At 64.3% G+C, this 14161-nt stretch carries 14 protein-coding genes; 6 read left to right on the forward strand and 8 right to left on the reverse strand.

What is annotated here, in order from left to right; translation table 11 throughout:
* Together Q6A48_RS23180 and Q6A48_RS23185 are read left to right on the forward strand one after the other, a co-directional pair.
* Positions 1-540: transposase (locus tag Q6A48_RS23180; RefSeq protein ID WP_304556718.1), on the forward strand; the 540-nt coding region annotated here is incomplete at its 5' end.
* A gap of 311 nt (positions 541-851) precedes the next feature.
* Positions 852-2591 (forward strand): dipeptidase, encoded by a 1740-nt coding sequence (locus Q6A48_RS23185; protein WP_304556719.1) that lies wholly within the window; start codon positions 852-854, stop codon positions 2589-2591.
* 114 nt (positions 2592-2705) lie between these two features.
* On the opposite strand, the gene Q6A48_RS23190 is transcribed toward Q6A48_RS23185, so the two are convergent.
* Positions 2706-2933: a DUF3079 domain-containing protein gene (locus tag Q6A48_RS23190; RefSeq protein WP_304556720.1), complete on the reverse strand. Its 228-nt coding sequence runs from the start codon at positions 2931-2933 to the stop codon at positions 2706-2708.
* A gap of 183 nt (positions 2934-3116) precedes the next feature.
* On the opposite strand from Q6A48_RS23190, the gene Q6A48_RS23195 reads away from it, so the two are divergent.
* Genes Q6A48_RS23195 through Q6A48_RS23210 form a run of 4 tightly spaced genes read left to right on the forward strand, consistent with a single transcriptional unit; the run spans position 3117 to position 6258 of the window.
* Positions 3117-3662: an iron transporter gene (locus Q6A48_RS23195; protein ID WP_304556721.1), complete on the forward strand. Its 546-nt coding sequence runs from the start codon at positions 3117-3119 to the stop codon at positions 3660-3662.
* A 2-nt stretch (positions 3663-3664) separates the two neighbouring features.
* A complete protein-coding gene (locus Q6A48_RS23200) occupies positions 3665-4027 on the forward strand; it encodes a cupredoxin domain-containing protein (RefSeq protein ID WP_304556723.1) in 363 nt (120 codons plus the stop codon).
* Between the two features lie 21 nt (positions 4028-4048).
* Positions 4049-4903 (forward strand): FTR1 family protein, encoded by an 855-nt coding sequence (locus Q6A48_RS23205; RefSeq protein WP_304556724.1) that lies wholly within the window; start codon positions 4049-4051, stop codon positions 4901-4903.
* A 29-nt stretch (positions 4904-4932) separates the two neighbouring features.
* Positions 4933-6258, forward strand: coding sequence for a 4Fe-4S binding protein (locus Q6A48_RS23210; protein WP_369811725.1), 1326 nt, complete (start codon positions 4933-4935; stop codon positions 6256-6258).
* A gap of 1335 nt (positions 6259-7593) precedes the next feature.
* Here Q6A48_RS23210 and Q6A48_RS23215 read toward each other — a convergent pair.
* From Q6A48_RS23215 to narJ, 7 genes are all read right to left on the reverse strand, one after another.
* Positions 7594-8289, reverse strand: coding sequence for an anaerobic ribonucleoside-triphosphate reductase activating protein (locus tag Q6A48_RS23215; RefSeq protein ID WP_304556728.1), 696 nt, complete (start codon positions 8287-8289; stop codon positions 7594-7596).
* The gene (gene nrdD / locus Q6A48_RS23220; protein ID WP_058544450.1) at positions 8286-8447 is read right to left on the reverse strand and encodes an anaerobic ribonucleoside-triphosphate reductase; all 162 of its coding nucleotides are present in this window, start codon (positions 8445-8447) and stop codon (positions 8286-8288) included. The genes Q6A48_RS23215 and nrdD overlap by 4 nt, the downstream gene beginning before the upstream one ends.
* Positions 8448-8478: 31 nt before the next feature.
* Positions 8479-10491, reverse strand: a complete 2013-nt coding sequence (locus Q6A48_RS23225; RefSeq protein ID WP_304556730.1) for a ribonucleoside triphosphate reductase — start codon at positions 10489-10491, stop codon at positions 8479-8481.
* Between the two features lie 252 nt (positions 10492-10743).
* Positions 10744-11736 (reverse strand): GTP 3',8-cyclase MoaA, encoded by a 993-nt coding sequence (moaA, locus tag Q6A48_RS23230; protein WP_304556731.1) that lies wholly within the window; start codon positions 11734-11736, stop codon positions 10744-10746.
* A 25-nt stretch (positions 11737-11761) separates the two neighbouring features.
* Complete coding sequence (locus Q6A48_RS23235; RefSeq protein ID WP_304556732.1) at positions 11762-12721, reverse strand: peptidylprolyl isomerase; 960 nt, start codon at positions 12719-12721, stop codon at positions 11762-11764.
* Positions 12722-12731: 10 nt separating this feature from the next.
* Complete coding sequence (narI, locus tag Q6A48_RS23240) at positions 12732-13412, reverse strand: respiratory nitrate reductase subunit gamma (protein WP_304556733.1); 681 nt, start codon at positions 13410-13412, stop codon at positions 12732-12734.
* Entirely contained in the window at positions 13405-14160 is a 756-nt protein-coding gene (gene narJ, locus Q6A48_RS23245) for a nitrate reductase molybdenum cofactor assembly chaperone (RefSeq protein WP_304556734.1), read from the reverse strand. Before narJ ends, narI begins: the two co-directional genes overlap by 8 nt.
* Between the last annotated feature and the right edge of the window lies 1 nt (position 14161).

The following is a 14161-nucleotide window of genomic DNA, read 5'->3' on the forward strand; positions in this document are numbered from 1 at the left end:
GACGCCCTCATCCAGCAGCGAGACGATAATCGCCGCCGTGCAAAGCAGGCGCAGTTGGCTCAAGTGCTGGAGACCTATCAAGCGCTGGACGTTGCGCTGAGGAGCCTGATCAAAGCAACGGACAAACTCATTGCCGAGCAATCTCGTCAGGTCGACTCAGAACTGCTTGAGCGGCTGCGTGCCGTAAAGGGCTTGGGGCCTGTAACGATTGCCAGCCTGTTTTGCTATCTGCCTGAATTGGGCGATCTCAACCGCGCGCAGGTGGCTGCGTTGGCTGGGGTGGCGCCGTTCAATAATGACAGCGGCGTGAAAACCGGCAAACGCCATATCTACGGTGGGCGCAGAAGATTGCGCCGCGCAGCCTATATGTGTGCGTTGGTGATGGTCCGCTACAACGCTGATTTCAAAGCCCGCTATGCCAGGCTGCGCGCCAAGGGCAAGTGCGCAAAAGTGGCCTTGGTGGCGTGTATGCGGGTATTGCTGGTCCGGCTCAACGCGATGGTGCGCGACGGCACGCCGTGGCGGGATCAAACCGCTTGAGGCCCCGGAGGGGGCCATTTGAGCCCGCAATAGCACCCAAAAGACGACCGCGGGTCGGGTGGGGGTGAAAGACAGTTGGCTCCCACAGGTCACAGGTCCCAAATTCCAAATCCTACAAGTCCAGCGTCCGACTCAAGTCAGCTGGATCCCCGCTCTCCCCCGGCATTTTCATTTCTGCGTCTTTTTTGCCTGGGTGTGCGACAGATTTCACCCCGGCACTCCCACGCGGGTTCCGCAGGGTGTTAGGTTGTAAGTGATTGTTTCGACAAACACCCACTCCTCCGTCTCCCTGCAAAGGAATGCCCCCAGCAATGGACTTTTCCCTCAAGCGCCTGGCCGTGACCACCCTGCTCCTGTCCGGCCTCGCCACACTCCCTGCGCCAGCGTTCGCCAATCTCACCGCGCAACAAGGCGCGGCCCTGGTCAAGCACTACGCCGATCAATCGGTGACCGATTTCAGGCAGTTCCTGGGCAGCGTCGCCAAGAGCGACCTGGCCAGGACCGCCAATCTCGGCCCGGCCATCGGCGCGTTCCTCGGCAACCAGCCGCTGTCGGCGGAGCAGCAGAACGAGATCCATCGCCTGCTGGGCCTGTATGCACGGGTGAAGTACGGCGCCGCCGCCACCGAGACCCTGAAGGAACTGGTGGCGATCCCGACCTATCGCAAGGACGGCGTGGCCCAGCACGAGAACCCTGAATTCCTCAAGATCGCCGACAAGATCAAAAGCCTGGCCGAGTCCTTCGACCTGAACTTCCGCAACGTCGACAATCGCGTCTATGAGATTTCCCTCGACGGCAGCGGCGATGAAGTCGTGGGCATTCACGCCCATGCCGACGTGGTGCCAGTAACGCCGGAAAACTGGGTTTTGAAGGATGGCACCCGGCTCGATCCGTTCAAGGTGACCCTGGTGGGCGATCGCATGTACGGCCGCGGCACCGAGGACGACAAGAACGGCATCGTGGTGGCGCTCTACGCCATGAAAGTCATCAAGGAAGAGAAACTGCCCCTGGCGCGGCATTTCAAGCTGCTGGTGGACACCACCGAGGAAACCACCGGCGACGCGATCCCCTATTATTTCGAACGCAACCCGACCCCCAACTACAACCTGGCGCTGGACGGCGGTTATCCGGTAGTGATCGCCGAGAAAGGCTATGGCACCGTCATGGCGAACTTCGCCCGGCGCGAGGCGCAAGGCAAAGGCGCGGAAATCACCGCGATGACCGGTGGCAAGGCGACCAACCAGATCCCGTCGACCTCGGTGGTCACCTTCGTCACCGACCAGCCCGCCGAACTGGCCGCCAGCCTGCTCAAGGCCGCGACCGAATACGCCAAGCGCAACGGCGGCGACTTCGACGTGGCCAGCCAGGTTGTCGGCAAGGACGTGCAACTGACCTTCACCGGCGTTTCGGCGCATTCCTCCGAGCCGGAATCAGGGGTCAACCCGGTGGCACGGATGCTGGACTTTATCCACGGCCTGGACGGCAAGATCGCGCTCAAGCACAACCACATCACCGACGCCGCCCGCTACGCCGCCGACAACTGGGGCCTGGACTACCTGGGCAAGCGCCTGGGCATCGGCTTTTCCGATGGGTTCATGGGCCCGCTGACGGCGTCGCTGACGTATGTCGGGCTCGATGACAAGACCTTCAAGCTGGCAGTCAACCTGCGGGTACCCGTGGGCAAGTCGACCGACGCGCTCAAGAGCGAGATCGCCGGCAAGCTGGCTGACTGGAGCAAACAGTCCCATGTCGCGGTGGCCTTCGACTACTCCATCGACGAGCCGATGTACCGCAACCCGGAAGGTGAATGGGTCAAGGCGCTCCTGGCCGTCGCCAGTGAAAACCTCGGCATGGAGCACAAGTACGGCACTTCCGCCGGCGCCACATCGGTCCATGACCTGCCCAACGGCGTGCAATTCGGCCTGGCGATGCCGGACGTCAAGTACACCGGTCATAACGACAACGAGTTCAAGACGGTCGAGCAGTTCCTGCTGGACTTGCAGATCGTGACCGAGATGATGGGGCGGATCGGGCAGATGCCGAAGCTCTGACGGGCTTTTGAATTGTGGCGAGGGAGCTGGCTCCCGCTGGGCGGCGTAGCGGCCCCGAGGCTTCTGCGGACACTGCGCCACCGAGCGGGAGCCAGTGCCCTCGCCACAGCTCGCTCACTCTTTCATTGAACGGGCACCCGGGTCCACGGCCTTGTCGGTGATGTCGGTCAACTCCACGCCCCAGTCCCCATGCAGGTACCAATCCTCGCCGATCATCTCGGCCGGGTGCATGGTCCGGTCCGCGCCGTTGCCACACGCCAGGGCGGTCGCCGAACAATAACGGTCACAGCCCCAGCAGATGCGTTCGGGGTGCTTGGGGCTGAGGGGAAAAGGCTTGGCCATGGGAACCCCGCGGACAGATGGGTGTACCTGCACCCTAGCGTGATGGGCCCGCAGCGCCCTTGATCTCGATCAAGAATCGCCCTGCGTTGGTTTCGCACAATCACGCTGAAAATTGACAATAATCATTATTATTCGCAGCAAAGCTTCCTAGACTCGCTCATCCCTTACGTCCAGGAAGTCATCATGCGTATCTTCGCCCCGCTGTCCCTTGCCCCGTGGTCCCTCGCCCTGCTGTTCCTCGCACCGTTGGCCCAGGCCAAGGAATACCCCATCGGCGAACCGCAGTCGTGCCCCGGGCTGGAAGTCGGCGCGGTGTACCTGCAGCCGATTGAAATGGCGCCCGCCGGCATGATGCGCGCGACAGCCGATTCCGACGTCCACCTGGAAGCCGACATCCGCGCCACGGCGGACAATCGCCAGGGCTTCCAGGAAGGCAGTTTCGTGCCCTACCTCAACGTATCCTTCCAACTGAAGAAACAAGGCGACGACACCGAGCTCAAGGGTGACTTCCATGCCATGGTCGCCAACGACGGGCCGCACTACGGCGATAACGTCAAGCTGCTCGGCCCGGGCAAGTACCAACTGACCTTCACCGTCCTGCCGCCGGGTGGCCACGGCTCCCTCGGCCGCCACACCGACAAGGAAACCGGCGTGGCACCGTGGTTCGAGCGCTGTGAACTGCATTACGAATTCGTCTACGCCGGCATCGGCAAGAAAGGCGGTTACTGAACATGCGTCCCCCATCCCGACCCCGGCACGGCGCGGCTCATCGGCGCCTGGCCGGTTTGACGCTGGCCGGCTTGCTGCTGCCCGCCATCGCCCAGGCTGAACTGCCGACCTACGCGTTGAGCATCCGCGACGGGCTCTTCATCCCGCCGCAGCTGGAAGTGCCGGCCGGGCAACGCTTCAAGATCGTGTTGAAAAACATCGGCCAGGGCCCGGCGGAGTTCGAAAGCACGCCACTGCGGGTGGAAAAAGTGCTTTCGCCCGGCGTCACCACCTTCGTGGTGATCCACCCGTTGCGACCGGGACACTACCCGTTCTTCGACGAATTCAATCCGCAACTGCCCGAGGGCGGCATTCTCGCCCGGTAATCGCGCGCAGGAGACACTTGCATGACTCAATCGATGTTCATTGTCTGGCGCGAAAGCGTCGAGGCATTGCTGGTGATCGGCATTCTCCAGGCCTGGGTCAGCCAGCAACGGCAGGCCCGGCAATTATTGCGCTACGTCTGGAGCGGCGCCGGGTTGGGCTTGCTGCTGTCAGGCGTATTGGCCGGGCTGATCATGCTGGCGGGCGAGGCCATGAGCGGCGCGGCCAACGAATGGTTCCAGGCGGCATTGGCGTTGCTCGCCAGCGGGCTGATCGTGCAGATGGTCGGTTGGATGCATCGCCATGGCATGACGCTCAAGCGCGACCTGACGCGCCATGCCGATCAACGCCTGGGCCGCCAGGGCGGCCTGGGGCTGTTGGTGCTGGCGTTGCTGGCCGTCAGCCGCGAAGGCAGTGAGACGGTGGTGTTCCTGTATGGCGCCGGTGCTCGCCTGCAAGGGCCGTCACTGGGGCTGTTCGCCGTGGGCGCGGTGGCGGGCCTGGCACTGGCGCTGCTGACGGTCTCGGTGCTGCACGGCAGCCGCCGGTTCATCTCATGGCCGCGGTTCTTTGCCATCAGCGAGGCGATCCTGTTGTTGCTGGGCGCGGCGCTGCTGGTCAGCGGCATCGAGCGCGTGGGCGGGCAATTGCTGGCAATGGACTGGCCCGAGGCGGTGTACCGCGGCATCGGCGATGCGCTGTGGGACAGCAGTGCACTGCTGGACGATGGGCACGGTCTGGGCGAGTTCCTCGCCGACTTCGCCGGCTATCGGGCCAGCCCCAGTGCACTGACGCTGTTGGTGTGGCTGGCTTACTGGGGCGTTGTCGCCGGCTGGCTGCGGCCACGCAAGGCGGACGGCCTCCCGTGCCCGACGTGAACCCCTGGTTGCAGCGCCTCGGCGATGGCATGCGGCGCCACGGCGCGACGATTCGCGCCGTGCAGTGGGCGGTGGTGCTGTTCTACGCCGTGCTGCTGGTGGTGCCGGCCTTCTCGCCCCTGCCCAACGGCCAGGCACGCCTGTTGGACAACCTCACCCTGTTAGCGCAATTCCTTTTCTGGGGGCTGTGGTGGCCGTTCGTGTTGTTGTCGATCGTGTTGTTCGGCCGGCTCTGGTGTGGCGTGCTCTGCCCCGAAGGCGCCTTGAGCGAATGGGCCAGCCAATACGGCAAGGGCCTGGGCACGCCGCGGGCGTTGCGCTGGGCCGGCTGGCCGACCCTGGCGTTCTGCCTGACGACGGTCTACGGGCAACTCATCAGCGTCTACGACTATGCCCAGGCGGCGCTGTTGATTCTCGGCGGCTCGACGGTTGCGGCGGTGATCGTCGGCGTGCTGTTCGCCCGGGGCAAGCGGGTGTGGTGCCGCTACCTGTGCCCGGTCAGCGGCGTCTTCGCCCTGCTCGCCCGCCTGGCGCCGCTGCATTTCCAGGTGAACGAACAACGCTGGCTGGAGAATCCCGCGCCGCGCCGCCCGCCGCCCAACTGCGCGCCGCTGCTGGACATCCGCCGCCTGCGCGGCGCCGCCGACTGCCATGCCTGTGGGCGTTGCAGCGGCCAGCGCGACGCCGTGCGCCTGATCGCCCGCTCCAGCAACGAGGAAATTCTCCACGCGACGACCGAGACACTCTCGCCGTGGGAGCCGCGCCTGTTGCTGTTCGGGGTCATCGGCCTGGCGATGGGCGCCTTCCAATGGACCGTCAGCCCCTGGTTCATCGCCTTGAAGCAGCAGCTCGCCCAATGGCTGGTCGCCCATGAACTGTTCTGGCCACTGCAAGACACCGCGCCCTGGTGGCTGCTGACGCATTACCCTCAGGCAAATGACAGTTTCAGCTGGCTCGACGGTTTTTGCATCCTCGCCTACCTGGGCATGAGTGCCTTTGTGCTGGGTACGTCACTGATGCTGCTGATGCGCCTGGCGGCGAAACTCTCCGGCGATCCTGCACAATATCGGCCCCTGGCCATCACCCTGACGCCCCTCGGCGGTGCGGGGCTGTTCCTCGGCTTGTCGGCCACCACGGTAAAGCTGCTGCGCTATGAAGGCTTGTTGCTCGAATGGGTGCAACCGGCTCGCGCCGGGCTTTTGCTGGCGGCGATCGCCTGGAGCCTGTGGCTGGGTTGGAAACGCCTGGGACAGACTTCAGCAACGCCCCTTCAACGACTGCCCGCCATGGCGTGCCTGATATCGGCCAGCGGCCTGGTGGGTTATGGCTGGTGGCTGCAGTTCTGGGGCTGGTAACACAAAACCCGGTGGGCGTGAGCCTGCTCGGGAAAGCGGTGGGTCAGCTTGCTTCGATGTCGCCTGGGCCGGCGCCTTCGCGGGCAGGCCCGCTCCCACAGGGGATTTGTGCTGGGCCGCAGGTTTGTGAGCAACCGAGAACCAGTGTGGGAGCGAGCTTGCTCGCGAAAGCGGTGGGTCAGCTTGCATCGATATCGCCTGTGCCGCCGCCTTCGCGGGCAGGCCCGCTCCACAAGGGGTTTGTGCTGGGCCGCAGGTTTGTGAGCCACCGAAATCCAGTGTGGGAGCGAGCTTGCTCGCGAAAGCGGTGGGTCAGCTTGCATCGATATCGTCTGTGCCGACGCCTTCGCGGGCAAGCCCGCTCCACAAGGGGTTTGTGCTGGGCCGCAGGTTTGTGAGCCACCGAAATCCAGTGTGGGAGCGAGCTTGCTCGCGAAAGCGGTGGGTCAGCTTGCATCGATATCGTCTGTGCCGACGCCTTCGCGGGCAAGCCCGCTCCACAAGGGGTTTGTGCTGGGCCGCAGGTTTGTGAGCCACCGAAATCCAGTGTGGGAGCGAGCTTGCTCGCGAAAGCGGTGGGTCAGCTTGCATCGATATCGTCTGTGCCGACGCCTTCGCGGGCAAGCCCGCTCCCACAGGGGATTTGTGCTGGGCCGGGGTTTGGTGGACAACCGAGATCCAGTGTGGGAGCGAGCTTGCTCGCGATGGCGGTGGATCAGCTTGCCTTGATGTCGCCTGTGCCGCCGCCTTCGCGGGCAGGCCCGCTCCCACAGGGGATTTGTGCTGGGCCGCGGGTTTGTGAGCAACCGGGAATCACTGTGGGAGCGGGCTTGCTCGCGAAAGCGGTGGGTCAGCTTGCAGTGATGTTGCCTGTGCCGACGCCTTCGCGGGCAGGCCCGCTCCCACAGGGGATTTGTGCTGGGCCGGGGTTTGGTGGACAACCGAGATCCAGTGTGGGAGCGAGCTTGCTCGCGATGGCGGTGGGTCAGCTTGTATTGATGTTGGATGTGCCGACGCCTTCGCGGGCAAGCCCGCTCCCACAGGGGATTTGTGCTGGGCCGGGGTTTGATGAGCAACCGGGAACCCCTGTGGGAGCGAGCCTGCTCGCGATGGCGGTGGGTCAGCTTGCATCGATGTAGCCTGTGCCGACGCTCGCGGCCGCGCTGGGCGGTTCGCTCGGACACCCGCGAGGTTCGCTGGTGCTCACCGCGTTGCGCGCCTCCACGGCGGCGGTCATCTGGTTCTACCTGCCGGTTGGCAGCGCATTTGAAAACCAAGAAAAAGGAACGGCCCGGTCAGCCCGGGCCTCGGTGAATCGTGCCCCGCCACGGGCGGTCAGCTGCGCAACACGAACGCGGGGAACAGTTCGCGCATGGCGGCCCACAGCTCAGGTTGCAAGCCTTGCGCCGAGACGCTGGAAAGATGGGGGTCGAGCATCCGCGCCGTGCGCACCAGTTGCACGGCAAAGCGCCTGACGCCTCGCTCGCTCAGGCGCCGGGCCAGGGTCAGCAGCCGCTCGGGGTCGAACAGGTGCCAATGCACCGTGGTGCGACACTCATAATCCACGCCGCTGTCGAGCAGGTGGTCGAGGCTGCGCCAGTTGGCGCTGCCGCTGCCTTCGACCCGGGTCACGTCCAGGGCGTCTTCAGGCAACGCCTTGATGTCGAACCCCACCCAATCGGCTTGCCCGACCACCTTGGCGAAGGCCGCCGGCTTGATACCGGCACTGTGCAAGCCAATGCGAAACCCCATCTGCCGCACTTCGTCCATGGCCGCGGCGAGACCGTCCTGCAAGGTGGGCTCGCCGCCGCTGAACACCACGGCGTCGAGCAGGTCCTGGCGACGGTGCAGGAACGCCAGCACTCGACACCAATCCACTTCCTCGCTGCCCCGGGGCGGGATCAGTTGCGGGTTATGGCAGTAACGACAACGCCAGGCGCAACCCTGGCAGAACAGCACGCACGCCAATTGGCCGGGGTAGTCGAGGGTGGTCAGGGGCACCATGCCCCCGACCCGCAGCACTCGACTCATGGACGCCCGGCCGCACGTTCAGTGAAGTGCACCCGCTCGCGGTGCTCGGACTGCTTGCCCGGGTTGAAGGCCGCCACCGGACGGTGATAACCCATCACGCGGGTCCAGACTTCGCAACGTTGGCGCTGTGCTTGGGGAAGGGTTTGCGATGCGTTCATAAGTGAAGCTCCTTGCAGTGGATGGATCGGATCAGTGGACGCTGCCGGCCTGTTGCTGTTGCAGCAAGGCCTCGTCGCATTTGGGGCAGAACTCGTGCTCGCCGGCCAGGTAGCCGTGGACCGGGCAGATGGAAAAGGTCGGCGTGATGGTCAGGTACGGCAGGCGGAAGCGTCCGAGCGCCTTGCGCACCAGTTGCTTGCAAGCCTGCGTGGAGGAAATCTGCTCGGCCATGTAGAGGTGCAGCACGGTGCCGCCGGTGTACTTGCATTGCAGTTCATCCTGCAGTTCCAGGGCTTCGAACGGATCGTCGGTGAACCCCACCGGCAGTTGCGAAGAGTTGGTGTAGTACGGCGCCACCGGGCTGCCGGCCTGGAGGATGTCGGGATAGCGCTTGAGGTCTTCCTTGGCGAAGCGGTAGGTGGTGCCTTCGGCGGGCGTGGCTTCCAGGTTGTAGAGGTGGCCGGTTTCTTCCTGGAACCGCAGCAGCGTCGCGCGCACGTGGTCCAGCAAGCGGAGGGCGAATGCGCGCCCGTGTTCGGTGTGCAGGCCCTGCTGGTCATCGGTGAAATTGCGCAGCATCTCGTGCAGGCCGTTCACCCCGATGGTGGAGAAATGATTGCGCAAGGTGCCCAGGTAACGCTTGGTGTAGGGGTACAGGCCGGCGTCCATGTGGTGCTGGATGACCTTGCGCTTGACCTCCAGGCTTTCCTTCGCCAGCTCCATCAGCGTATCGAGGCGTTGCAGCAAGGCGCTGGTGTCGCCCTTGTACAGGTAGCCCAGGCGGGCGCAGTTGATCGTCACCACGCCGAGGGAGCCGGTCTGCTCCGCCGAACCGAACAGCCCGCCACCGCGCTTGAGCAATTCGCGCACGTCCAGTTGCAGGCGGCAGCACATCGACCGCACCTGGTTGGGCTGCATGTCCGAGTTGAGGAAGTTCTGGAAGTACGGCAAGCCATAGCGCGCGGTCATCTCGAACAGGCGATCGGCGTTTTCGCTGTCCCAGGGAAAGTCGTGGGTGATGTTGTAGGTCGGGATCGGGAATGTGAACACCCGGCCCTTCGCGTCGCCGGCCTGCATCACTTCGATGTAGGCGCGGTTGAGCAGCTCCATTTCCGCTTGCAGGTCGCCATAGGCGAACGGCATTTCCTCACCGCCGATGATCGGGATCTGTTCGCGCAGGTCCTGCGGGCAGACCCAGTCGAAGGTCAGGTTGGTGAACGGTGTCTGCGTGCCCCAGCGCGACGGCACGTTGAGGTTGTAGATGAACTCCTGCAACGACTGGCGGACCTCGTCGTAGCTGAGGTTGTCCTTGCGCACGTAGGGGGCCAGGTAAGTGTCGAACGAGCTGAACGCCTGGGCACCGGCCCATTCGTTCTGCAGGGTGCCGAGGAAATTCACCATCTGCCCCAGGGCGCTGCTCAGGTGCTTGGGCGGCCCGGCCTCGACCCGCCCCGGGACGCCGTTGAGGCCGTCGTGCAGCAACGTGCGCAACGACCAGCCGGCACAGTAGCCGGCGAGCATGTCCAGATCGTGGATGTGCAGGTCGGCCTCGCGGTGGGCCTGGCCGATGGCCTGGCTGTAGACCTCGTCGAGCCAGTAGTTGGCGGTGACCTTGCCCGACACGTTGAGAATCAGCCCGCCGAGGGAATAGCCCTGGTTGGCGTTGGCCTGCACGCGCCAGTCTTCGCGGTCGAGGTATTCGTTCATCGACGTGGCGACTTCCACCAACGTGCGACGGTCCCGCCGCAGGCGGCCGTGCTGCTCGCGATAGACGATGTAGGCGCGCATGGACAGGAAGAAGCCGGCGTCCATCAGCACCCGCTCGACCCGGTCCTGGATCTGCTCGACGTTCAAGCGTGACTGCCCTTCCAAGCGGGCCAGCACGGCTTGCAGCAGCGTTTCTGCTTCAGCCTCGGCGTACTCGCCGGTGGCCTTGCCGGCGGCGATCAGCGCCTGGCGGATCTTGTCCGCGTCAAAGGCCACCACACTGCCGTCGCGCTTGTGCAAGCGGTTACATCCAACTGAGATCAAGGTGCTTTGCATTTTCGCTCCAGACACAACATATAGGTTATTTAAATTAAATAGACACAATATGCAGTGAAGCGTACGGGTAAAAAGCAGAGGGGCAATTGATCGATATCAAGAATGGCGGGTGGATCAATCGGGGGATGTTGGCTGGGCTGCCGTCATCGCGAGCAAGCTTTGCTCCCACAGAGAATCTCGATGTTCACAAATCCTGTGCACACGCAAATCACCTGTGGGAGCAAAGCTTGCTCGCGATTGCGGTGGGTCAGGTCACCCACCACTCATGTTCATGAACCGCACGATCTGCACTTCCCCACCGGGGCTGAAATCATGCTGCAAGGGCTTGCCTTTGAGTGCCTGCCTTATCGACTGAATGATCGGTTGGTCATCCAATGGGTATCGCCGCAGCAAGCCGCGCAGGTCGAGGGAGTCCTCTTGCCCCAGGCACAACAGCAAGCGCCCTTCGACGGTCATGCGCACCCGGTTGCAGCTGGCGCAGAAGTTATGGGTGTTGGGCGAGATGAAACCGATCCGCGTGTCAGGATGCCGTTCCAGGCGCACATAGCGCGCCGGCCCGCCACTGTTCTCGGCGCTGTCGAGCAAGCGGTGCTGGCGGGCAATCACCGCCCGCACCTCATCGCTGGAACAGAACGCCTCGCCCCGGGAACGCCCGACCTCGCCCAACGGCATTTCCTCGATGAAGCTGATGTCGATGCGTTGGTCGATGGCGTATTGCACCAAGGCCGGGACTTCATCGAAGTTGCGCCCCTTCATGACCACGCAGTTGAGCTTGATCCGCTCGAACCCGGCCACCTTCGCCGCGTCAATGCCGGCCAGCACCGCGTCCAGGTTGCCGTTGCGGGTGATCGCCCGAAACCGCTCCCCGTCCAGGCTGTCGAGGCTGATGTTCATGCGCTTGACCCCAGCATCCACCAGCGGCCTGGCCAAGCGCCCCAGCTGCGAGCCGTTGCTGGTCATCACCAGTTCCCGCAGGCCGGGCAAGGCCGCGATGTCGCGGCACAGCCCGACGATGCCCGGACGGATCAGCGGCTCGCCACCGGTCAGGCGGATCTTCTTCACCCCCAGGCCGACGAACAGCCGCGCCAGGCGCTGCAACTCCTCCAGGGTCAACACCTGTTGGCGCGGCAGGAAGGTCATGTTCTTCGCCATGCAATACACACAACGGAAATCACAACGATCGGTCACCGACATGCGCAAATAATCGATCTGGCGCCCAAATCCGTCCTGCAACACCGCGTTCATGAACATCTCCCGATTGAGCCAGTGCTCACTGCACCAGCGGCGAGTCGGCGCCCTGAAGATGAATGCCACGGACGTCCGCCGCACCAATCAGGGTTTGCAGGTACTGCACCAGGGCCCTTTGCCAGACGCCTTGCTGCAACTGTGTGCGAATCGCCGTCGCCACCGCCGCGTAGGGCAGCGGCTGGCCATCGATGCGCTGGTCGATGCTGATCACGTGCCAGCCGTAGCGACTTTCCAGTGGTTTGCCGCACAGCCCCGCCGGCAGGGCGAACAACTGGCGCTCCAGTTCCGGCACCGTCTGGCCCTTGCTGATCTGCCCGAGCGACCCGCCCTGCTCCTTGGACGGACAGGCCGAGTATTTCTGGGCCAGCTCGGCGAAACTGCCCGGGAACTGGTCCAGCCGCTCCAACAGCAGTTCGGCCTGGACATGGGCGAGGCTGCGGGCCTCGGCATCGTCCGGCGCGCATTCGAGCAGGATGTGCCGCACCGCCAGCAACGGGGCGCTGTGGAAGCGCGCCCGATTGCTTTCGTAGTAGCGCAGGCAGGTGGCCTCGTCACACTGCGGCACCTGCACCTCCTGTTCGAGCAACAACCGCGTCGCCGCTTCCTCTTCGTTCTCCCCGGCACCGACCTGCAGGGACAGGCCCAGCTCGGCGATGCGCTGCTGGAGCAACTCACGGATCACCAGGGCCCGTGCCGCCTGGTAGAGTGCATCCTCGCGGCTTTCGGCCGGGTGGTATTGCAGCTCCTGCGCCATCGCCTGCGGGGTGATCGACACCCCGTTGACGCTGATGATGGGCCATTCCTGTTCACTGCTGGCGATCAGTTCCGGGGCCTCAGCGACCGCCTCGGGCGCCGCCTGGGCCGGCGCGTACTGCACCGGTTCGACTTCGGCGACCGCGGCCGTCACCGGCGCGGCCTTGGCCGAAGAACCACAGCCGCCACCACCGCCATTACCACCACCGCATCCGCATCCACTGGCCATGATTGCCCCCTCAGAATTTCTGCCGAACGATTTGATAACGACGCCCCAGGTACCAGACCGGCGCACTGACGATGTGGACCAGACGGGTGAACGGGAACAGCACGAACAGGGTCAGGCCGAGCAACACATGGAGCTTGTAGACCAGCCCCACCGGCGCCATCGACGTGGCCGCTTCCACCGGGCGCAACAGCACGGTGTTCTGCGCCCAGTCCGCCAGCATCACCATCACCGAACCGTCCATGTGGGCGGTGGAGGCGACGATGGTGAGCAGCCCCAGCACCAGTTGCACCAGCAACACCACCAGCACCAGGATGTCCGAAGTATTGGAGGTGGCGCGCACCCGCGGGTCGCCCAGGCGGCGATTGAGCAGCATCAGCAGCCCGATCAGGCCGAGCCCGCCGAAGAAGCCGCCGGACACCATCGCCAGCAACTGCTTGTTCTCGGTGCTCAGCACGTGGTGGTAGATCGCCGAGGGTGTCAGCAGGCCAACGAAGTGCCCGGCCAGCACGAACAACACACCGATATGGAACAGGTTGCTCGCCACGCGCATGCCCCGGTTGCTCAGCATCTGGCTGGAACCGGCCTTCCAGGTGTACTGGGACAGGTCGAACCGCGCCCAGCTGCCGATCAGGCAGATCGCCAGGGCGACATACGGATAGACCCCGAACAACAACAGATCCCATTTAGACATTGCCCACCTCCCCGGCAGGCGCAGCGGCCCGCCCTTCATGCTGAAAATCCACCCAGTGCAACGGCACCGCACTTTCTTCCCTGGCCTTGCCCGGCACGCTCGGCAGCGAACCGCAACGGTCCTGCTGCTCGGCCTTGAGGAAATCCACCGCCTCTTCTTCCCAGATCTTGTCCAGGGCTTCGAGGGAGTCGTCCCGTGGCTCGGCCTTCACCTGCTCGCGCAATTCGGCGACCGCACCCTGGGGTTCGGCCCCGGCGATTTGCAGCAGTGCGCGGAAGCAACTGGCGTAGACGCTTTCGCGTTCATCCAGGCGCGCGGCGAGCAAGGCCAGCAAGTGCGCGACATCGGCCAGGCCCTCGCGGGCCTCCAGGTCTTCGCGGGTGGACAGGTACTCCAGGTACAGCGGGATGTAGTCCGGCAGCTCCTTGACGCCGATGGCGAAACCGGCCGCTTCGTATTGGGCCATCATGTCCACCATCGCCTGGCCGCGGTCGCGGGACTCGCCGTGGACATGCTCGAACAGCAGCAATGACAGCGACCGGCCGCGACCGAACAACGCGCCGTAGTGCTCCTGGCCGTCCATCAGGTCCTTGGCGCAGATCACCTCCAGCAGCTCGAACAGCCCGGCGCGCTGGTTGGGACTGATTTCCCGCGCCTGGAGAATCGCTTCTTCCAGCTCGTCGCGACCGGCCACCAGGGTCTCGGTCGGGTAATCGAGCAACAACGAAATCACCTTGAGAATGCGCATG

The organism is Pseudomonas citrullilanati (genome assembly GCF_030580855.1).
GTDB classification, from domain to species: Bacteria; Pseudomonadota; Gammaproteobacteria; order Pseudomonadales; family Pseudomonadaceae; genus Aquipseudomonas; species Aquipseudomonas citrulli.

What these genes read in the sequence shown, in the direction of transcription:
- Q6A48_RS23235 (WP_304556732.1), bottom strand. Translation starts at nt 12,721, where the DNA reads ATGGCCAGTGGATGCGGATGCGGTGGTGGTAATGGCGGTGGTGGCGGC.
- Q6A48_RS23200 (WP_304556723.1), top strand. Translation starts at nt 3,665, where the DNA reads ATGCGTCCCCCATCCCGACCCCGGCACGGCGCGGCTCATCGGCGCCTG.
- Q6A48_RS23215 (WP_304556728.1), bottom strand. Translation starts at nt 8,289, where the DNA reads ATGAGTCGAGTGCTGCGGGTCGGGGGCATGGTGCCCCTGACCACCCTC.
- nrdD (WP_058544450.1), bottom strand. Translation starts at nt 8,447, where the DNA reads ATGAACGCATCGCAAACCCTTCCCCAAGCACAGCGCCAACGTTGCGAA.
- Q6A48_RS23205 (WP_304556724.1), top strand. Translation starts at nt 4,049, where the DNA reads ATGACTCAATCGATGTTCATTGTCTGGCGCGAAAGCGTCGAGGCATTG.
- Q6A48_RS23195 (WP_304556721.1), top strand. Translation starts at nt 3,117, where the DNA reads ATGCGTATCTTCGCCCCGCTGTCCCTTGCCCCGTGGTCCCTCGCCCTG.
- Q6A48_RS23225 (WP_304556730.1), bottom strand. Translation starts at nt 10,491, where the DNA reads ATGCAAAGCACCTTGATCTCAGTTGGATGTAACCGCTTGCACAAGCGC.
- Q6A48_RS23210 (WP_369811725.1), top strand. Translation starts at nt 4,933, where the DNA reads ATGCGGCGCCACGGCGCGACGATTCGCGCCGTGCAGTGGGCGGTGGTG.
- narI (WP_304556733.1), bottom strand. Translation starts at nt 13,412, where the DNA reads ATGTCTAAATGGGATCTGTTGTTGTTCGGGGTCTATCCGTATGTCGCC.
- narJ (WP_304556734.1), bottom strand. Translation starts at nt 14,160, where the DNA reads ATGCGCATTCTCAAGGTGATTTCGTTGTTGCTCGATTACCCGACCGAG.
- moaA (WP_304556731.1), bottom strand. Translation starts at nt 11,736, where the DNA reads ATGAACGCGGTGTTGCAGGACGGATTTGGGCGCCAGATCGATTATTTG.
- Q6A48_RS23185 (WP_304556719.1), top strand. Translation starts at nt 852, where the DNA reads ATGGACTTTTCCCTCAAGCGCCTGGCCGTGACCACCCTGCTCCTGTCC.
- Q6A48_RS23190 (WP_304556720.1), bottom strand. Translation starts at nt 2,933, where the DNA reads ATGGCCAAGCCTTTTCCCCTCAGCCCCAAGCACCCCGAACGCATCTGC.